The 20,131-nt window shown below is 61.7% G+C and carries 14 protein-coding genes; 6 read left to right on the top strand and 8 right to left on the bottom strand.

The features are described 5' to 3' along the window. Positions 1-112 precede the first annotated feature (112 nt). Complete coding sequence (gene mnmC / locus CWC48_RS19785; RefSeq protein ID WP_078049536.1) at positions 113-2,101, top strand: bifunctional tRNA (5-methylaminomethyl-2-thiouridine)(34)-methyltransferase MnmD/FAD-dependent 5-carboxymethylaminomethyl-2-thiouridine(34) oxidoreductase MnmC; 1,989 nt, start codon at positions 113-115, stop codon at positions 2,099-2,101. Here mnmC and CWC48_RS19780 read toward each other — a convergent pair. Then, positions 2,098-6,930 (bottom strand): NEL-type E3 ubiquitin ligase domain-containing protein, encoded by a 4,833-nt coding sequence (locus CWC48_RS19780; protein WP_100490095.1) that lies wholly within the window; start codon positions 6,928-6,930, stop codon positions 2,098-2,100. The two genes, mnmC and CWC48_RS19780, sit on opposite strands and share 4 nt — an antisense overlap. A gap of 309 nt (positions 6,931-7,239) precedes the next feature. Between CWC48_RS19780 and CWC48_RS19775 the strand changes: the two genes are divergently transcribed. The 4 genes from CWC48_RS19775 to CWC48_RS19760 all read left to right on the top strand — a co-directional run bounded on the left by CWC48_RS19775 (position 7,240) and on the right by CWC48_RS19760 (position 12,370). After that, positions 7,240-9,012, top strand: a complete 1,773-nt coding sequence (locus CWC48_RS19775) for an N-acetylglutaminylglutamine amidotransferase (protein ID WP_078049538.1) — start codon at positions 7,240-7,242, stop codon at positions 9,010-9,012. Between the two features lie 3 nt (positions 9,013-9,015). Then, a complete protein-coding gene (gene ngg, locus CWC48_RS19770) occupies positions 9,016-10,749 on the top strand; it encodes an N-acetylglutaminylglutamine synthetase (RefSeq protein ID WP_078049539.1) in 1,734 nt (577 codons plus the stop codon). 149 nt (positions 10,750-10,898) lie between these two features. Further along, entirely contained in the window at positions 10,899-12,083 is a 1,185-nt protein-coding gene (locus tag CWC48_RS19765; protein ID WP_015885092.1) for an osmoprotectant NAGGN system M42 family peptidase, read from the top strand. Positions 12,084-12,142: 59 nt separating this feature from the next. After that, entirely contained in the window at positions 12,143-12,370 is a 228-nt protein-coding gene (locus CWC48_RS19760) for a YheU family protein (protein WP_003192759.1), read from the top strand. Between the two features lie 2 nt (positions 12,371-12,372). Here the strand turns inward: CWC48_RS19760 and csrA are convergent, their stop codons facing one another. Beyond that, positions 12,373-12,576, bottom strand: a complete 204-nt coding sequence (gene csrA / locus CWC48_RS19755) for a carbon storage regulator CsrA (protein WP_078049540.1) — start codon at positions 12,574-12,576, stop codon at positions 12,373-12,375. Between the two features lie 128 nt (positions 12,577-12,704). After that, a complete protein-coding gene (locus CWC48_RS19750) occupies positions 12,705-13,520 on the bottom strand; it encodes an SDR family oxidoreductase (protein ID WP_078049541.1) in 816 nt (271 codons plus the stop codon). A gap of 328 nt (positions 13,521-13,848) precedes the next feature. Here CWC48_RS19750 and CWC48_RS19745 point away from each other — a divergent pair, with 328 nt between their 5' ends. Further along, on the top strand, positions 13,849-14,001 hold the full coding sequence (locus CWC48_RS19745; RefSeq protein ID WP_015885095.1) for a DUF3309 family protein: 153 nt from the start codon (positions 13,849-13,851) through the stop codon (positions 13,999-14,001). A 71-nt stretch (positions 14,002-14,072) separates the two neighbouring features. On the opposite strand, the gene CWC48_RS19740 is transcribed toward CWC48_RS19745, so the two are convergent. The 5 genes from CWC48_RS19740 to CWC48_RS19720 form a co-directional block, all read right to left on the bottom strand. Further along, on the bottom strand, positions 14,073-16,160 hold the full coding sequence (locus CWC48_RS19740) for an LTA synthase family protein (protein WP_099492288.1): 2,088 nt from the start codon (positions 16,158-16,160) through the stop codon (positions 14,073-14,075). 344 nt (positions 16,161-16,504) lie between these two features. Next, positions 16,505-16,696, bottom strand: coding sequence for a PLDc N-terminal domain-containing protein (locus CWC48_RS19735; RefSeq protein WP_003172956.1), 192 nt, complete (start codon positions 16,694-16,696; stop codon positions 16,505-16,507). 68 nt (positions 16,697-16,764) lie between these two features. Then, positions 16,765-17,295 carry a hypothetical protein gene (locus tag CWC48_RS19730; protein WP_099492287.1) on the bottom strand — a complete coding sequence of 177 codons (531 nt, stop codon included), beginning with the start codon at positions 17,293-17,295 and terminating at the stop codon, positions 16,765-16,767. Between the two features lie 41 nt (positions 17,296-17,336). Continuing rightward, positions 17,337-17,852: an ankyrin repeat domain-containing protein gene (locus CWC48_RS19725; RefSeq protein WP_078049544.1), complete on the bottom strand. Its 516-nt coding sequence runs from the start codon at positions 17,850-17,852 to the stop codon at positions 17,337-17,339. A 114-nt stretch (positions 17,853-17,966) separates the two neighbouring features. Further along, on the bottom strand, positions 17,967-19,793 hold the full coding sequence (locus tag CWC48_RS19720; RefSeq protein WP_100490094.1) for a long-chain-acyl-CoA synthetase: 1,827 nt from the start codon (positions 19,791-19,793) through the stop codon (positions 17,967-17,969). Positions 19,794-20,131: the final 338 nt, after the last annotated feature.

Below are 20,131 nucleotides of genomic sequence, written 5' to 3'. Positions count from 1 at the left end.
CTAGCGGATTGGGCAACGCCATGCGGGAGGAAATTCCACCCGCGCTTGCCATGGGTCAATTCAAAGCCTGTTGATCGGCTAGAATGGCGGCCTTGTATTAGCCGAGCCGCCCATGAACCCCATCACCCACGCCCAACTCGACTGGGATGACCAAGGTCGCCCGCACTCGCGGGTGTTCGACGACGTGTACTTCTCCGACCAGTCGGGCCTTGAAGAAACCCGTTATGTGTTCCTTGAACAGAACCGTCTGCAAGCGCGTTTTGCTGCGCTGCCGGTGGGCGGGCGGTTGGTGATCGGCGAGACCGGGTTCGGCACCGGCTTGAATTTTCTGTGTACCTGGCAACTGTTCGAGCAACACGCTGTGGCAGGCGCACGCTTGCATTTCGTCAGCGTGGAAAAGTACCCACTGAGCCACGCCGACCTGCAACGCGCCCTCAACCTCTGGCCCGAGCTTGCGCCCTTCGCCGCGCCTCTGCTGGCCCAGTACGTCGCCATTCATCAAGGCTTCCAGCGCCTGGTGCTGGATAACGGCCGCGTGACGTTGACCCTGCTGATCGGCGACGTCCTGGAGCAATTGCCGCAACTGGATGCACAGATCGACGCCTGGTTCCTGGACGGCTTCGCCCCGGCGAAAAACCCCGAGATGTGGACCGCTGAACTGTTCGCCGAGTTGGCCAGGCTGTCAGCACCGGGTTGTACCATCAGCACCTTCACCAGCACCGGCTGGGTGCGTCGGCTGATCAACGCCGCCGGGTTCAAGATGAAGCGCACGCCGGGGATTGGCCATAAGTGGGAGATCCTGCGCGGTGAGTTTCTCGGTTGGCCTTCGGATAAACCAACGCCTGCACAACCCAAGCCGTGGTTCGCCCGCCCCCCTGCCCCTCAGGGTGAGCGCCAGGCATTGGTGCTCGGCGGCGGCCTGGCCGGTTGCGCCACGGCGGCCAGCCTGGCGGCGCGGGGTTGGCAGGTGAGTCTGCTGGAACGCCATGCGGCCCTCGCCCAAGAGGCTTCCGGTAACCCGCAGGGGGTGCTGTACCTCAAGCTATCGGCCCATGGCACGGCGTTGTCGCAACTGATCGTCGCCGGGTTCGGCTACACCCGCCGCGTGCTCGAACACCTGCATCGCGGCGTGGACTGGGACGGTTGCGGCGTGCTGCAACTGGCCTTCGACGCCAAGGAAGCGCAACGCCAGGCACAACTGGCCGACGCTTTCGCCCCGGACTTGCTGCACCTGCTCGACCGCGAACAGGCCCAGGCCCGCGCCGGCATTGCGCTGGAGCACGGCGGGCTGTTTTTCCCAGAGGGCGGCTGGGTGCATCCACCGGCCCTGTGCGAATGGCAGGCGCACCGGCCTGGCGTCCGCGTACTCACCCACCATGAGGTGCTCGACCTGCGCCGAGTCGACGGCCAGTGGCAGGCCTGGGATGGCGAGCAGCTGCTGGCCAGCGCCGCCGTGGTGGTGCTGGCCGGTGCGGCCGAGGTCAAGCGCTTTGCCGCCAGTGCCGAGTTGCCCCTCAAGCGCATTCGCGGGCAGATCACCCGTTTGCCACACACGACCGAGAGCCAAGCCCTCGCCACCGTGGTGTGCGCCGAAGGTTATGTGGCCCCGCCGCGCCTGGGCGAGCACACCCTGGGCGCCAGCTTTGACTTCACCAACGAAGACCTCACCCCCACGGCCGCCGAACACGCCGACAACCTGGGCCTGCTCAACGAAATCTCCACGGACTTGGCTCGACGCCTGCACGCCGACACCCTGGACCCTGCCACCCTACAAGGCCGCGCGGCGTTCCGCTGCACCAGCCCGGACTACCTGCCGATTGTCGGGCCACTGGCTGACAGCCCGGCGTTCACCGAGGCCTACGCGTCGCTGCGCAAGGATGCCCGCAGCGTGCCAAACATCGACTGCCCCTGGCTAGACGGCCTGTATATCAACAGCGGCCACGGCTCGAGAGGGCTGATCACCGCACCGCTGTGCGCCGAGCTGCTGGCCGCGTGGCTCGACCATGAACCCTTGCCGGTACCGCGCAGCGTGGCCGAGGCTTGCCACCCCAATCGGTTTGCCGTACGCGGGCTGATCCGCAGCAACGCCGCAAAGCCCTAGGGCATGACACACCCGCCCAGGTCTCCGTGTTTCAAGGCTTCCTGGGTCAAGCGCTCAAGCTCATCCCGTTCGGCCTTCACCTGTTCCTGGAGTATCGTGTTCATCTGCTCGCGATAGCTGGCGTCGTCCAGCGTCAGGCTTTGGTCGAAGACTGCCTCCAGGCGTAGGTCCAATGGCTCGTTCAGCGCCTCGAACCGCGCTGCGTGAGTGTGCTTGAGGTACTGGGTCCAAAACGGCAAATCCACCAGATACCGCAACAAGCGCGGCGACAGCTCGGCGGACTTGACCACATCCTCTGCGTCATCGAGGTCTTTCGCGGTCACCCCGCCCAAGCGCGAAAAGCGCATATGGGTGGGCTGCCCGGGCAGGTGAAAGCGGTCCACCAGGCCGGTCCGATATGCCAGGCTGACCTCCAGCGGGTCAGCGGCGGGATGTTCCAGGCAATGGTTGTATGCCAGGCGCTCCAACTGATCGATACGGAACAGCCCTCTGGCCAGCTTCAACAAGGGTTCGGCCGTCAGTTGTCCACTGGCGACCAGACGGGCTGCTGCGCGTACTTCGACCAATACTTCCAGGTTGCTGAAACTGACGGCCGCAGCGTCGTCGCAGTTGAGCGGCGTGGCGGCACGCTCGAAAATTTCTTCGCGCAGCTGGGTGTCCTGGCTGGCAGCATCGAGTACCCGCCAGACTCGCCGGTCCATGTCCTCACGCACGTGCTCGGTGTCGGCCGTGCCGCCCAGCTCGGCCAACAGCGTGAACAACCCGTCACCGCCCGGCTCATCCTTGAGCCCGGTCCAGATCTGGTGTTTCTCGCTAAACCCTGCCACACGCTCATCGGCCAGCCACAGGTCACGCGCCTTCTGCTCAGTCAAGCGGGCAAGATCATCCTCCAGGTACCCCATGCCCACGCCATGCACGTTGCGGTATTCACGGAGCAATTGTTGGCTGCGCGCATCCAACGGGTTATGCCGCAGGTTGACGATCCGCGCATAACTGCGCGGTGCCTGGAACAACCACTCGGGCAATACACTGATATCGTTCCCGCGCAGGTCGAGATTCTCCAGGTACGGCAGGCGCGACACGCCTTTGGGGAATTCCTTGAGTCGGCAATTGCGCAACATCAATTCGCGCAGCATGAACATCCTGCTGACATCCGGTGGGTCCACCAACGGGTTGTTGCTCAGGTTCAACACCCGCAGGCTGCGCAGCCCCGCCAGCGTGTTGCGCGAATACTCATCGAGCAACACGGCATTATTGGCCAGGCACAGGTATTCCAACTCCGGCATCAGCGCCAGCGCCTGCGGGATGCGGCTGACACGATTATCCGCCAGGTTGAGGGACATCAGGTTTTTGAAATGCTTGAGAAAATAGGCCGCAGTATCGGTCAGCGCCATTTGGCCCAGGGACAGCAGCCGCACTTGCTCGAAGCTGACCTGCGCCGGCAGCGTCGGCAAGGGATCATGCAGCATGCTGTCCAGTGACAGCGCCGGCACGCTGCGGCGTTGGTGGTCGAACCGCTGGGTCATGCCTTTCCAGCCATGCTCTATGGCCTTGGCGACCTGATAGCGGCTCAATCGGTAATCCCAGCGCGATATGACGCTGGGATCATGTGCGGAGCGGTCGCTGCGCCAGATTTCCAAGGCATTGTGCAGCGCTACGAATTGCCGTTCCAGGGCCTCCACCGCCTTCGCACGGCTCAGGTGATCCGCGCCGGCGGACTGGACAATGCCCGCCAATTGCGTGTCATCCGTCAACGGGTAGAGTTTTCTCATCTTGCGCAACAAATTGGGCACCAAGGACGGCAATGCCGGGGGCGCGCCCTGTATGCACGGGACAGGTTCAGGCTCGGCGGGCACCCATTCGGCTTGCAGGTAGGCTGCCACGCGCGCCCGTCGATCCTGGGTCTGCAAGCGGATACGCGTGAGCAGTCGCTGGGGTACGCCATTGCCTTGCAGGTTCAGGGCTGCACGGTGGCGATTCGGCACTGAATCCACCAGCGCCTGATAAAAACCCAGTGCCCCGTCCGCCCGTTCGGCCAAGGATCTGTTCGCCTGATCAAACGCCTGGAAACCCTCGGCAGTCTGCACCAGCGTGTGCCGCACACTGGCCGTCGGCTCCCCGACCTCGGCCACGACCTCGCCGTCCACTGCCTGCTGGCGAAGTTGCAGAAACAGCTCGCGGGGCCAGCCTGGCAAATCCTGCATCACCCTCAGGGCGAGGCGTCGGGTCATGGCCTGCGCCTGCTCGGGCAAGTACAAACCGGTCACCGCCTGATCCTGTTGCGTCAGGGCCGCCGCCTCGCGCGCACGTTCGGCAAGCGCCAGCGGAACACGGCCCTGTTTGTGCAGGTACAGGCGCTGGGCATAGGGCGCGTCGGTCAGCACCTCCCAGGCCCGGCGGTTAGAGAGCTGCGGGAAGGCTTTTTTGAGCAGCAGCAGTTCGCCCTGCGTATACCCTTCATGTGCCTGGTACAGCTGTTGCGTCAGCACTTGTTGTTGAGTCTTGAGTGTTACCAGCAAGCGGCGTCTCAGCAGCGCAGGCGCCTCGTCCAATGGAGCCTTTTCGCCCAACAGGGCGCTGCGCTCATCCTCGCTGAGCGCCTGCAACACCGTCTGCATCACCTGCCCGTCCTTGAGCTGGCGCTGGGTGAGGTGAACGCTTAAATCTTTATAATCGAAGGGGCGGACATCGGGGTAGCGTTCCAGCAGCTGGTCCTGCTCATCCAGCAGCTCGATAAACCTTCCCCTCGGCCAGCCTGGGATCAATGGAATCGCCAGCATCTGTGTGAGCGACGTATCGGCGGACGGCACCTCGCCGCGCTTCAGTTGGCCCATCAGGTCAGCCACCTTTTGATGCTGTTTGAAGCGCATCACGCAGTCCTGGAAGCGCTGTGGCAAAGGTTCGTGTTCGAGGGCCAGGCGACGCACCCGAGGGATGTTCAGGTCGGTGACATGGGCCATCGCCTCGGTGGCCTCCGGGCTCCACTCATCGAGGCTGGGGTCGAGGCGGGTCAAGTTGTAGCGCAGGTCATTCCACTGCTCAGGCTGCTCAAAAACATGCTGCCAGCCACCGCGATAGTTATGGTTCAACGGCGGGCGGTAGGCATGTGGACGCAACGGATGGTTGATCCGCCATTTGCCAATGCCCGGGTCGTAGCTGATCGCATAGGTTGCACCATCGAGCTTGACCCAGGACTGCCCTTTCGACTGGACCACACCTTTGCTGTCGGCGACCCAAGGCAGTGCTTCGGGAAGCGCCTGGCTGTAGGGCGCCAGGCGCGGTCGCCACAGGCCCGGGCGGTGGTCGGTGCGCGTGACGGCCTCGACATTGCTGAAAAAATCCGCCGACGACACCCGGGCCTTCAAGGTGCCCACTACCCGCCCGCCCACTGCAAACGCGGCCATGGCGGCCAGGCTCTCGCCAATATTGGCCAGGTGATGCAGGGCCTCGACCTTGTCACCATGGGACCAGTCTTCGACGCCATCGAACACCTCGCCCAACAGTTGCCCGACGGCCACGCCCATCATCAACTGGCCGAGTACCGGCACGACTAAAGCAGCCACATTAAGTACATCCAGCCCGGTCTCCAGATAACCCAGCCAGCGGGCCTCATCGGCGTCCTTATCGACCAGCACCGTAGGGGGTGCCAAGGCCAGGGCATCACGCTGTACCTTGCCCACATAGGCATTGAAATAAAACCCTGAAAACCCGCTGTTGACCGGCAAGGGCTCCAGCGAGCCCAGGCTTTTGTCCTGCTCGAAACGCTTAAAAAAATCCAGCCGCACGAACTCATCCAGGTAGCCTGCGAAAAAGCTGCGGTAGGACGCCACTTGCAACTTCAAGCGCAAGTACAGCTTGAAGTCCTCAAGCCGCTCGTACTCGTACCACGGCCTGACCGGCTCGTTGGGCATATACACCAGGAAAGACCCGGCCCCCAACTTGCCGGGGTCATCATCGGAGACCACCAATACGCTCCACAGACAAGCGTCATGCAGGTTCAGGCCTTGCCAGCGCAGTGGCTTTTCCAAGGGTGCGAGGTATTCCAGTTCACTGGCGGGGCGGTCAGCCTTGATCAATCTGAGCAGCCGCTCGGCCGTTGCGGCGCTGACGTGCTCCTTGGCGCAGGCGATGTGCAGGTCGATCTGCATGTCCAGGCACTTGGACTGGCCAATCGTCACGGCCGCCGGGTTGTAACTCAAGCCCATCGGCGGCGGCGCTTCGGACGGATGGGGCAAGTTGAACACCTCACGCAGGTGGCGCTGGTAGGCTTCACCCAGGTCCAACTCCCGACAATGGCTCATGAATTGCTGCCCGGTGATACCCGCGAGCACCTGCTGCGTCTTGCCGGAGCGTACCCGTGCCAACGGCGGCCTTTTATCATCGCGCGCCTGGGCCGCATCGAAATTCTGCATGGCTGCCTTGATCAGGCTGTGCTTTTCCCATCGAATCGCTTCAATCAAAGGACCGCTCAGTGGCGGCGCGGGGGCTGGAATCGTGCGCTTGGGTAGCTCCAGTTGGTCATGTTCGACATCAATATTCTCCACACCCTTGCTCAGCAGGAAGGTATGCAAGCGCTCCGTGCTGAACTGGTGCAACGGCTGCACGCGTTCCAATAGCTGTTCGAGCTGACGACGTGGCTGTTCACTGTCGGCATGGGCTTTTTCCAGGGCTGCCAGGGTTGCGGGTTCGGCTTCAACCAGCCAGGCAGGCAGGGTCTGGCGCAGTACCTGGGCTTTATCCAGGTCACCGGTCACGTCCAACAGGACTGCCAGCAGTTCATCGTCCGTTACTGAGTCGGTGACCGCACTCAAATCGCGTTTTTCCGTCATGGATGGGCATCCCTGTCACGCTGCAAAAGAATCACCCACCCTAAAGGCGTGCCGGTTGAAAACGCATTCGAATAACGAGACGGTCAGCCGTCGGATCGGCCGCTTTTTTGTATGCAACCTGGCGTTATGTAACGCCCTTTGCGCCCAGCCCGCGCGGCGTCTGGGGGCTCATATGAGGCGCTAAGGCCATGTGCCTTATAACGTATTGTTCTAAAACTCCCACTGTAGCCCCGTGTCAGTTTCTGGGTACGCGCCCTCAAGGCGTATTGAGTGTTTCCCCTCCCCAACGGAAAAACCGGTAAGGAATTTATGTGCGGATTAGCTGGCGAATTACGTTTCGATGCCCAACCTGCCGACCTGGCTGCGATTGAGCGCATCACCCATCACTTGGCCCCCCGTGGCCCCGACGCCTGGGGCTTCCATGCCCAAGGGCCGATCGCGCTGGGCCATCGACGCCTGAAAATCATGGACCTGTCGGACGGCTCCGCCCAACCGATGGTTGACGCCCACTTGGGCCTGTCCCTGGCGTTCAACGGCGCGATCTACAATTTCCCGGAACTGCGAGAAGAGCTGGAAGCCCTGGGCTACGCCTTCTATTCCGGCGGCGACACCGAAGTGCTGCTCAAGGGCTACCACGCCTGGGGCGAAGCGCTGCTGCCCAAGCTCAACGGCATGTTCGCCTTTGCCATCTGGGAGCGTGATGCCCAGCGTCTGTTCATCGCCCGTGACCGTCTCGGCGTGAAGCCGCTGTACCTGTCGCGCACCGGCCAACGCCTGCGCTTTGCTTCGGCCCTGCCCGCGCTGCTCAAGGGCGGCGATATCAACCCGATCCTCGATCCGGTCGCCCTCAATCATTACCTGAACTTCCACGCCGTGGTGCCTGCGCCTCGCACCTTGCTGGCCGGTATCGAAAAACTGCCACCGGCCAGCTGGATGCGCATTGATGCCAGTGGCAAGACCGAGCAGAAAACCTGGTGGACCCTGCCCTACGGTCCCCATGACGATGAAAAACACCTGACCCTCGAAGACTGGACCGACCGCGTGCTCGACAGCACCCGCGAAGCCGTGGCGATCCGCCAACGTGCAGCCGTGGATGTCGGTGTGCTGCTCTCGGGCGGTGTCGATTCGAGCATGCTTGTGGGCCTGCTGCGCGAGGTTGGCGTGCAGGATTTGTCGACCTTCTCCATTGGCTTCGAAGACGCCGGTGGCGAGGCCGGCAACGAGTTCCAGTACTCGGACCTGATCGCCAAGCACTACGGCACGCGTCACCATCAATTGCGCATTGCCGAAAGCGAGATCATCGAACAACTGCCGGCCGCCTTCCGCGCCATGAGCGAGCCGATGGTCAGCCATGACTGCATCGCGTTCTACCTGTTGTCGCGGGAAGTGGCCAAGCACTGCAAGGTCGTGCAGAGCGGCCAAGGCGCCGATGAGCTGTTCGCCGGCTACCACTGGTACCCGCAAGTCGAGGGTGCCAGCGACCCGTATGCCGCCTACCGCGAAGCGTTTTTCGACCGCAGCTACGACGACTATGCCGCCACGGTCGCGCCCAAATGGCTGACCGCCAACGATGCTGCCGGCGACTTTGTGCGCGAACACTTCGCCATGCCCGGCGCCGATGCCGCGGTGGACAAGGCCTTGCGCCTGGACAGCACCGTGATGCTGGTGGACGACCCGGTCAAACGCGTCGACAACATGACCATGGCCTGGGGCCTGGAAGCGCGCACGCCGTTCCTTGATTACCGCCTGGTGGAATTGTCAGCCCGCGTACCCGGTAAGTTCAAGTTGCCCGACGGCGGCAAGCAGGTGTTGAAAGAAGCCGCGCGCCGTGTGATCCCAAGCGAAGTCATCGACCGCAAGAAAGGCTACTTCCCCGTGCCCGGCCTCAAGCATCTGCAGGGTGACACCCTGAACTGGGTGCGCGAATTGCTGCTCGACCCGAGCCAGGATCGCGGCCTGTTCAACCCGGCCATGCTTGACCGCCTGCTCACCGACCCGCAAGGCCAATTGACCCCGCTGCGCGGCTCGAAGCTGTGGCAACTGGCAGCGCTGAACCTGTGGCTCAGCGAACAAGGAATCTGATTGATGAAACCCCATGCAGCGGCTTATAGCCAACGCTTGCTCAAGGGCCAGGCGCCCACCTATGAGCGCCTGCAAGCCCGCCTGGCGGAAGACGGCAGCCCACTGGCCGCCGAGCCGATTGCCGTGCATTGCGGTTGGGGCCGGTTGCTGATCGGGCATACCTTCCCCGACCCGGCGAGCCTGGCCCAGGAACTGCTGAACGAACAGCCTGGCGAGCGTGACATCGCGCTCTACGTGGCGGCACCGCAGCAGATCCTGGGGATCGACCCGCAGCAATTGTTCCTCGACCCGTCCGACACCCTGCGCCTGTGGTTCAGTGACTATCGGCCTGCCACCCGTGTGTTTCGCGGTTTTCGCATTCGCCGGGTGCAGACCGACGCCGATTGGCAGGCCGTCAACCAGCTGTATCAAGGGCGCGGCATGCTGCCGGTCGACGCCGAACGCCTGACCCCGCGTCATCAAGGTGGCCCGGTGTATTGGCTGGCGGAAGACGAAGACAGCGGCGCGGTGATCGGCAGCGTAATGGGCCTCAACCATCAGAAGGCGTTTCACGACCCGGAAAACGGTTGCAGCCTGTGGTGCCTGGCGGTCGACCCGCAATGCACGCGCCCAGGCGTGGGTGAAGTGCTGGTGCGCCATCTGGTGGAGCACTTCATGAGCCGTGGCCTGAGCTACCTGGACCTGTCGGTGCTGCACGATAACCGCCAGGCCAAGAACCTCTACGCCAAGCTCGGTTTCCGCGCGCTGACCACCTTTGCGATCAAGCGCAAGAACGGTATCAACCAACCGCTGTTCCTCGGTCCTGGTCCGCAGGCGGGGTTCAATCCGTATGCGCGGATCATCGTCGAAGAAGCCCACCGGCGTGGCATTGATGTGCAAGTGGATGACGCCGATGCGGGCTTGTTCACCCTCAGCCATGGCGGGCGTCGTGTGCGGTGCCGCGAGTCGTTGAGTGACCTGACCAGCGCCATCAGCATGACGCTGTGCCAGGACAAAAGCCTGACCCATAAAACGTTGAAAGCGGCCGGGCTACGGCTGCCGTCGCAACAGCTGGCGGGCAGTGCCGATGACAACCTGGAGTTTCTCGACGAGCACCAGCGCATCGTGGTCAAGCCGCTGGACGGTGAGCAAGGCCAAGGCGTGGCGGTGGATTTGCAGAGCATCGAAGAGGTGCAGCAGGCGATTGAAGCGGCGCGCCAGTTCGACAGCCGTGTGTTGCTGGAGAGCTTTCACGAAGGCCTGGACCTGCGCATCCTGGTGATTGGTTTTGAGGTGGTGGCCGCCGCGATCCGTCGACCTGCGGAGGTGACCGGTGACGGCCAGCATTCCATCGGCGCGCTGATCGAAGCCCAGAGCCGTCGGCGCCAGGCCGCCACCGACGGCGAAAGCAAAATCCCCCTCGATGGCGAGACCGAACGCACGCTGAAAGCGGCCGGCTTCGACTACAGCAGCATCCTGCCCCGTGGCCAGACCCTGGCCGTGCGCCGTACCGCCAACCTGCACACCGGCGGTTGCCTGGAAGACGTCACCGCCATCCTGCACCCCACGCTGGTGGACGCCGCCGTGCGCGCCGCCCGCGCCCTGGACATCCCCATGGTGGGCCTGGACCTGCTGGTGCCCGCCGCCGACCAACCCGAGTATGTGTTTATCGAAGCCAACGAACGGGCCGGCCTGGCCAATCATGAACCGCAGCCTACGGCCGAGCGGTTTGTGGATTTGTTGTTTCCTCACAGTTAACCGATGGCTTGAGCGATGGGTGGCCTGCCCCGGCCACATCGCGGGCAAGCCCGCTCCCACAGGTTGAACGCCTTCCAATGGGGGAGCTGGCTGGCCGGCGATGAGGCCATCAATGGCCCCCCCATCTTCCCGAGTTATCAGGAGTCTTTATGAGCCGAACCATCCCAGAACCCGATCTGAACTATCTGCAAAAAGTCCTGCTGGAAATGCTCGCCATTCCCAGCCCCACCGGCTTTACCGACACCATCGTGCGGTATGTCGCCGAGCGCTTGGAAGAACTGGGCATTCCCTTCGAAATGACCCGGCGCGGCACCATCCGCGCCACTCTCAAAGGTCAGAAAAACAGCCCCGACCGCGCGGTGTCCGCGCACTTGGACACCATCGGCGCCGCCGTGCGCGCGATCAAGGACAACGGCCGCCTGAGCCTGGCGCCCGTGGGCTGCTGGTCGAGCCGCTTCGCCGAAGGCAGCCGCGTCAGCCTGTTCACCGATAACGGCGTGATCCGCGGCAGCGTGCTGCCGCTGATGGCCTCCGGGCATGCGTTCAACACCGCCGTGGATGAAATGCCGGTGAGCTGGGACCATGTGGAACTGCGCCTCGACGCCTACTGTGCCACCCGCGCCGATTGTGATTCCCTGGGGATCGGCATCGGCGACTACGTGGCCTTCGACCCGCTGCCGGAGTTCACCGAGAGCGGGCATATCAGTGCCCGCCATCTGGACGACAAGGCGGGTGTCGCCGCCCTGCTTGCCGCGCTCAAGGCAATTGTCGACAGCGGCGAGCCCTTGCTGATCGACTGCCACCCGCTGTTCACCATCACCGAGGAAACCGGCAGTGGTGCAGCGGCCGCCCTGCCCTGGGACGTCAGTGAATTTGTCGGTATCGACATTGCCCCGGTCGCACCCGGCCAGCACTCCAGCGAGCATGCAGTGAGCGTGGCGATGCAGGATTCCGGCGGGCCGTATGACTATCACTTGTCGCGGCATTTGCTGCGCCTGGCGTCTGACCACGAATTACCCGTGCGCCGCGACCTGTTCCGCTACTACTTCAGTGACGCCCACTCGGCCGTGACTGCTGGCCACGATATCCGCACCGCCTTGCTGGCCTTCGGTTGCGATGCGACCCACGGCTACGAGCGAACGCATATCGACAGCCTGGCGGCATTGAGTCGCCTATTGGGCGCCTACATCCTCAGCCCGCCCGTGTTCGCCAGCGATGCGCAGCCGGCCCAGGGTTCCCTGGATCGGTTCAGCCATCAGATCGAACACGAGACGCAGATGGAGAGCGACACGCGGGTGCCGTCGGTGGACAGTCTGGTGGGCAACAAGTCCTGAGACTGGCAACTCTGATCCCGGCGCAGTAGGATCGCCGGGATCCATCACCCGAGGCTTGTATGCTGATTCCCTACGACGCACTTGAAGTCGACACCCTGACGCGCCTGATCGAAGACTTCGTCACCCGTGACGGCACCGACAATGGCGACGACACGCCCCTGGAAACCCGCGTGTTGCGCGTGCGCCAGGCGCTGACCAAGGGCCAGGCGCTGATCGTGTTCGACCCGGAAAGCGAGCAGTGCCAGCTGATGCTCAAGCACGATGTGCCCAAGCATCTGTTCGACTGACCTCAGAGATTGGGCACCGGTACCGGATGGGTAGCGGCGCCCTGGCGGTCGCGGATCTTCTGGTAGACCTCGGCCCGGTGTACATGCACCCCGCTCGGCGCCTCCACACCGAATTTCACCTGGGTACCGTTCAGTTCAAGAATGTGCACGGAGATGTCATCGCCGATGGAGATGACTTCGCCCACGGCGCGGCTTAAAACCAGCATGGCGGTTATCCTTTTAGCAATGAAAGGACCTTGACCATGCGCGCTCGGTGTAGGGGCATCAATGGCTTGCGGAGAATTCAGGCAAGCCCTACAAACGCAGGTAAATTGCCTGACAGACTGCTGCCGGATTAGCCCTTGGCTGCCTGCGCCTTGGCACGCATCTTATCGGCCATGCTAGTCATTTCGTCGTACAGCAACTGCGGGTTCTTCTGCTTCAATGCCCATGCCATCCGCCCCTGTTCGTGGGGCAGGATCATGAATTCACCCGCTGCGACCCGCTGATAGATGTAATCCGCGATGTCCGCCGCCGAGATCGGAGAACTCTCCAGCAACTTGCCCACCTGGGCTTTCATTGCCGGGGTCGGCCCGCGGAACGAGTCCAGCAGGTTGGTCTGGAAGAACGACGGGCATACCACATGCACCCCGACTTCCTGTTGCTTGAGCTCCACCAGCAAGCTTTCCGACAGCGCCACCACGCCGGCCTTGGCCACGTTGTAGTTGCTCATGGCCGGCCCCTGCATCAGCGCGGCCATGGACGCGATGTTGATGATGCGGCCCTTGCTCTTTTCCAGCAGGGGCAGGAATGCCTTGCAGCCCTTGACGACGCCCATCAGGTTGATTGCAATCTGCCAGTCCCAATCCTCCAGGGACAATTCGGCGAAGAACCCTCCCGAGGCCACGCCGGCATTGTTGACGATCACATCGACCCCGCCGAGTTTCACCTCGCAGGCCTGGGCAAAGGCGGTGAGCTGGCTGTAGTCGCGCACGTCGCAGCGCTGGGTAAACCCATCGCCACCGGCCTCGCGGACGCGCTTGAGGGTTTCCTGCAGGCCCGCCTCGCTGACATCCGACAAGGCCAACTGCCAACCTTCGCGCGCCCAGCGCAAAGCGATTTCGCGACCCAGGCCGGACCCGGCGCCAGTGATCATCATGCGGTTTTGCATAGGAGGTAGCCTTGTGGTTCACGGAAGAAGTGACCGGCAGTGTAGCGAAGGATTTTCCTGCACCCATCCACCATCAGGGTGATGAATGCCCCCGGCAAACCAGCGGCCCGGTACGAGGTTCGCCTATAGCCTAAGTTCAATATTTTTCAACTTATAAGGTGAAGTTGCGAACGTATTAAAAGAAATAAGCAAGTTCGCAAATTGCTTTAAAAAAATAGTGAATCTTTCGCGATGGACGGCAGTCGGAGTTGTTAAGGCGTTCGTGAATTAACTAGCGGGCCTATCGTTAATAACCGGTCTTTGCAGAAGGCCAATAAGGAAAAAAACCATGAGCCTCATTCTGATCATTATCTTGATCCTCCTGCTGGTCGGTGGTCTGCCAGTGTTCCCTCACTCGCGTAACTGGGGTTACGGCCCGTCGGGTATCCTGGGCGTCGTACTGGTGGTCCTGCTGGTCCTGTTGTTGCTCGGCCGGATATAAATCCGCGCCGCAGTAAAACACGCACAAAAAAAAGAGGCCTTTAAAAGGCCTCTTTTTTTATGGCCGGTTAATTAGTCCGGCTTGCCGTCAACCACGCCGGCGGTGTTATCCAACAGACTCTTGGTGGCCGTCTGCAGGAAGGACTCGAGTTTCTGCCTCAATGCACCTTCATCCGGTGATTCAGGAATCACTTTACCCGTCGGGTTAGCGCCCAATTCGTATTCCCACAGCTTGGGTGGCATTTCCTTCGGCAGCACCAGAATTCGGTCGCCGGTAACCAACGCAACAGTCTGATCGCTGCCGGACGGTTTGATGACACCAAAGCCTTTATCGCCTTCCGGCAGGTTCAACAGATCGCGACCCCAGCACTGGTGCAGGGTTTCGCCGCCCAGACGGCCCATGATGGTCGGCACGATGTCGATCTGCGTACCCACCGTGTGGTCACGCTCGCCGAACTTCTCCTGCATGCCCGGTGCAATCATCAGCATCGGCACGTTGAAGCGGCCCAAGTCCATTTCGGTGATCTGCTGTTCGTTGCCGAAGCCGTGGTCGCCCACGATCACGAACAGGGTTTCCTTGAAGTACGGCTCCTTGCGGGCCTTTTCAAAGAACTGGCCCAGGGCCCAGTCGGAGTAGCGCATCGCCGTCAAATGCTCATCGAGACTGCCACGGCCTGTCACCCGCTCCACCGGCAATGGCGTCGGCAAGGCATACGGCGTGTGGTTCGACAGCGTTTGCAGCAAGGCATAGAACGGCTTGCCGCCTTCGCGGGCCTTCAACTCTTCCAGGCCACGGTTGAACATGTCCTGGTCGGACACGCCCCATGTCGGGTCGGAGAACACTGGGTCGACGAAATCGTTGCGACCAATGAAGTTGGTCATGCCCTGGTTGCTGAAGAAGCCCGATTGGTTGTCCCAGGCGAAGTCGCCGTTGTAGACATACACGTCGTCAAACTTGCGCGCGCTCAGCAGCTGCGGCAGGCCCGACAGCTTGTGGCTGCCTTCCGGGGTCTGCATCAGGTATTCGAATGCCGGCAGGTTCGGGAAGCACGCCATGGTGGCGAACATCCCCTGGTGAGTGTGAGTACCGTTGGAGAAGAAGCGGTCGAACAACAGGCCTTCCTTGGACAGTTTGTCGAAGTACGGCGTGATGTTGCCCGGACGACCCAGGGCGCCCACCGAGTGGCCGGCGAAGCTTTCCATCAGGATCACTACAACGTTCTTGATCGGCAGGGTTTTCTCTGCCGGCGGCGTGAACTCGCGGCGCACGGCGGCGGTGTCGGTGTCGACCAGTTTTTCTGTCGGCAGCACCAGCATATCGCGCACGGTCTGGGTGGCCAGCGGCTGTTCCAGCGTGGCTTTCCAGGTGTTATCACGATGCTCGGAGAAACGTGCCTTGGCCGCGCCGATCAGCGACAGGGTGCCATTGAGGCCCAACTGGTTGGCGAAGTTGGATTCGGTGGTGTAGACGTCACCCCAGCGCAGCGGCGGGCCCTGGCGCAGGGTGCCACGGGCGGCGACCACGGCGATCAGCAGGCAGACCACGAACACCGCGATGCGTGTGTACCACGGGGCAACCTGGCGGGTGCCAATGCTGCCGCCACTGAACGGGCCACGCGGGCGCGTCGCCCGGTCGGCACCTTTGAACGCGATGCTCAGGATCAGCGTGCCCACGGCCCAGGCCAGCAGGTAGCGCACCACCGGGAAACCGTACCAGAGCATGCTCATCACGGTTTTCGGGTCTTCCTTCACGTACTGGAAGACCAGGCCGTTGAGGCGCTGGTGGAACTCACGGTAGAAGTCCATCTCCATCAGGCCCAGGAACAGCGCGATGCTGGACGCAACGGTGAGCCAGAAACGGAAGAACCCGCGCGCGGCCATGGCCCGTACGCTGAACAAAGCCAGCAGCAACGGGATCAGCAGGTACACCACCAGGCGGATATCCAGGCGCAGGCCGTTGGCGAACGCTTCAAGGAAGGTCGAGGCCGGCGTGTCGAGGATCATCTCGCGGTTGTAGACCAGCAGCGCCAGGCGCAGCAGGGAGAACATCACCATCATGACCAGTGCGCAGAGCAGCGTGTACGCCAGATGGGATTTGACGGTCGGTTGCAGCAGGCGATTAGAAGCTCGCTGCTGACTCAGGGCGTCCGGGTTTGCCATGTCGTTTCAGGACCCATTGGAAGTTTAAGTGACGAAGTAGTGCAGTGGCGCGAATGGTGCCCGATCAACGGCAGCAAGGCTATTAATTACTGAACGTGCACCGCTGCCCCGCCTTTAGTGGCGCGTGCGATAGAGCCTTGGCAGGGAAATAAAGCCGGCGAATTGTCTTGGATGGAATGTGAAAATTCTGTGCAGCGAATATTTCGATACACAAATCTAAGGGTTGTGCTGAAACCAATGTGGGAGCGGGCTTGCCCGCGAATGCAGTGGGTCAGTCGAAATAGCGCTGACTGACCTAACGCATTCGCGGGCAAGCCCGCTCCCACATTTAGCGTGCTACGTCATCAAATCCGCACATTGCCCCGCGGCCCGGCAATCGCCCAGATGATCAGGCCCAGCACTGGCAGCAGCAGGATCAACAGGATCCACAGCACCTTGGCGCCCGTGCTCGCGCCGCTTTTGAATACGTTGATGATCGCCCAGATATCCAGCGCCAGGATGATCAGGCCGATCAAGCCATTAAAAGTGGAACCCATGGTGTCGCTCCTAAAGTGAGGGCATGCACCTTTAGGATAGTCAGCCCTGGCCGGGGTTCCGTTTTATTTCAGACGTGGACGGCGATCTTCAGCGCTTCCAGGGACGGCTCGCCCTTGATGCCCACTTCGGCGCACAACTCCAGCACGCGCGGCAGGTCGTTGCCGTACACCAGCACCGCCTGGATTTCATCATCCAGCAGTTGGCTGAAGTTAAGCAGCACGTAGCCGCCGTCTTCCGGGCTGAGGGCGCTCATCTGGATCTGGATACGGTTCAGCGCCGTCAGGTCTTCGGTCTTGGCCAGTTGCTTGGGCTTGAGGTTGAACGCCACGCCGGGGCCGAACGACGCGACGATCTGCGCGAACAGGTCGGCGTAGGTGTCGGCCTGGAACAGCACGGTGTCCGGCAGGCTGCCGACCACCACCCACTCACCCAACGGAATGGGGAAGGTGTCGTCGTAGTTGATGTCCGGGTTGGCTGCCAGAAACGCCTCAGGATCCGCGTAGGCCTGAGCCGCTTCATCGGCAATACGCGCCACCTCGTCTTCGCCCATGACCCCGGCGCTGATTTTGCTGATAAGTTCGACGAGGGCGGTTTTCATGGGGCAATCCTGTGGCGTGCTGGTTTTCGAGGGCGCAAAGCCTACACCAGTTTCTGCAGTTTCGCCGCCGTATCCACCGCGCCCATGGTCAATGCTGCTGCCAATGCCGTTGCGCCCTGGGCATCGGTAGCCTTGGGGTTGGCGCCCTGGCCGAGCAGGTAGTCGAGCATTTCGACGCGGTTGAACATCGCCGCCATCATCAATGCCGTACGCCCGTCCGAGGAGCAAGCATCGACCGGCGCCCCGCCTTCGATCAGCGCCTGCACCACTGGCAAGTTGCCTTTGAACGCAGCACCGGCAATCGGCAGTTGGTTCTTGTCGTTGGCGATCAGGGGGTCCGCCTTGAACTCCAGCAACACTTTTACCGCATCGGCATGGCCGTGGTAGGCCGACAGCATCAGCAGGGTGTCGCCATTGTGGTTGCGAAAGTTGGCCGGCAAACCTTTGGCCAACAGCGCGGCGAGCATGGCCGCGTCGCCACGGCGCGCCACGTCGAAGACCTGCTCGGCAAATTCGGCGGCTTCGTCATCGGTCATTTGTTTGGCTTGGTCTGACATGTGGGACGGCTCCATAGGTAGTGCTTTATATGGCGCCCAGTGTCGCGATGGAGTTCCCACATGTCATGGCTTTTTTGTCAAAAGCCCCGATAGGCACATTCAATAGCGCTGCCTTTAGTAACGAAAGTGTCCCCCCTGGATCTGCGCCAGCAACTGCCCGGTGACGGGCACATAGCTGTCCGACCCCGGCAGCCAGGCGTAGACCGGGTCATTGCCCGCCTTGTCCGGGTCGAATGCTTCCTCCTTGAGCCGGACCTTCTGGTATTTGAAGGTGCCAGTGGTTTCCATCTTCACTTTGATCCGCAGGAACAGCGGCACTGCGTAGTGCGGCAGCTGACCATGGGCAAACTGCAGCAGCTCACGCAGATCCAGGGCCGCCAAGGACTCGCTCGGGGTAATGGCGACCATGCCCGCGCGGCCGTTGGTGTTTTCGATTTCCACCCCATAGGCCACAACCTCGGCGATCTGCGGGTGTTGCAGCAGGATATTTTCCACTTCCGTGGTGGAGACGTTTTCGCCTTTCCAGCGATAGGTATCCCCCAGGCGGTCGACAAATTGCGCATGGCCAAAGCCGATGCTACGCACCAGGTCGCCGGTGTTGAAGTAGCGGTCGCCCCTCTCGAACACATCAGTGAGGATCACCTTGCGGTTTTTTTCCGGGTCGGTGTAGCCGTCATAGGGCGATTTTTCATCGATCCTGGCGAGCAACAACCCCTGCCCGCCTGTCTTCACTTTGTGCATGAAGCCATCGCTGCCACGGATCGGTTCACCGGTGTCATGGGCGTAATCCACCAACGCCCAATGCTGCAGGCAAAAGCCGACAGTGTTATCGAAGTTCAAGACGTTGGTGAAACCGATATTGCCGTCGCTGGCGGCATACAACTCGCAAACATGCTCTACGCCGTAACGCGACTTGAACTGCGCCCACACGCCTGGGCGCAGGCCATTGCCGACCATTTTGGTCACGCGATGCCCGCGGTCGTTTGCACCTGCAGGCTGGTCGAGCAAGTAACGGCACAATTCGCCGACATACCCGAGGGTGGTCGCGTTGAATCTGCGGGCGTCATCCCAGAATTGGCTGGCACTGAACTTGCGCCGGATGGCGAACCCCGACGCCCCCACAATCGCCGACCCCCAGCACACGCACAGACCCGTGGCGTGGTACAGCGGCAAGGTGCAATAAAGGACATCGTCCGGCCCCATGTCCAGGGCAATGCTGCCGAAGCTGACGGCAGTCTTGGTCCAGCGGCCATGCTTCATGATGCCGGCCTTGGGCAATCCGGTTGTGCCGGAGGTGTAGATATAGAAGCAGGGGTCGTTGAAGAAGATCTGCGCGGTGCTTGGCGGGTTGTCCACCGAGCACTCGGCGCTGGCGGCCAGCAAGTCGCAATAACCGCCGGGCGCTGCACTGGCCTGTTGGTCTGCTACAAACCAGGTCCGTTCGGCGGGAATCTCTACCTGGTCACGCACCGTTTCATAAGCAGCCACCAATTCTGCACCGACTACAATCGCCACCGGGCTCACCAGGTTCAGGCTGTGCACCAGCGCCGCCTGGGTCTGCGCGGTATTGAGCATCGCGCAGATGCCGCCCAGCTTGGCCACGGCCAGCACGCTGAGGAGCAACTCCGGGCGGTTTTCGATAAACATTGCTACCACGTCGCCCTTGCCGATGCCTTGGGCATGCAGATGGTGGGCAATGCGGTTGGCCTGCTGATTGGCTTCGGTGTAACTAAGCACACGATCGGCGTACAACAACGCCGTGCCCTGCGGGTTGCGCAGGGTCGCTTGTTCGAAATGCCAGCCAAGGCCACAAGGTTGTGCGGGGTCGGTGACATTGGCGGCGCGCATGCCGCGGACCACGCGGGGCAGTGCGCGAACGATGGCAGGCACCTTACGCAGCATCATGCCCCAGGTGATCATGTCGTTTTGCGGGTGGTTCATGGGAACGTCCTTTTTCTTATTCTTCTTAAACCTCGAAGGAAAGTACGCCAGCCCCTCTTCGGCTGTACACGCGGGATTTGAAAAGTTTTGTATCCCGATGGGTGAGCGTTGAAAAAAGGAATTTAGTCGGGCGGCGGCAGTCTTTATGAGTAAGGACGCGCCCGTTCGTCCGTGTCGAGCAACGCAAAATGCAGGATGCATGATGGCCATTCATGCAAATTGCACGAATCCGAAAAATTGCATTTTCCATAACGTGCTGATTTATAACGATATTTTATAAATTCAGTAGCTGGCACAATCACTGCACCTATCTCTCCATGCTTGCCCAATTGAGCCAA

It is taken from the genome of Pseudomonas sp. S10E 269, assembly GCF_002798465.1.
Classification (GTDB): domain Bacteria; phylum Pseudomonadota; class Gammaproteobacteria; order Pseudomonadales; family Pseudomonadaceae; genus Aquipseudomonas; species Aquipseudomonas pergaminensis.
Note: the sequence above shows the minus strand (reverse complement) of the source record. Positions and strands in the feature narration are given on the sequence as shown.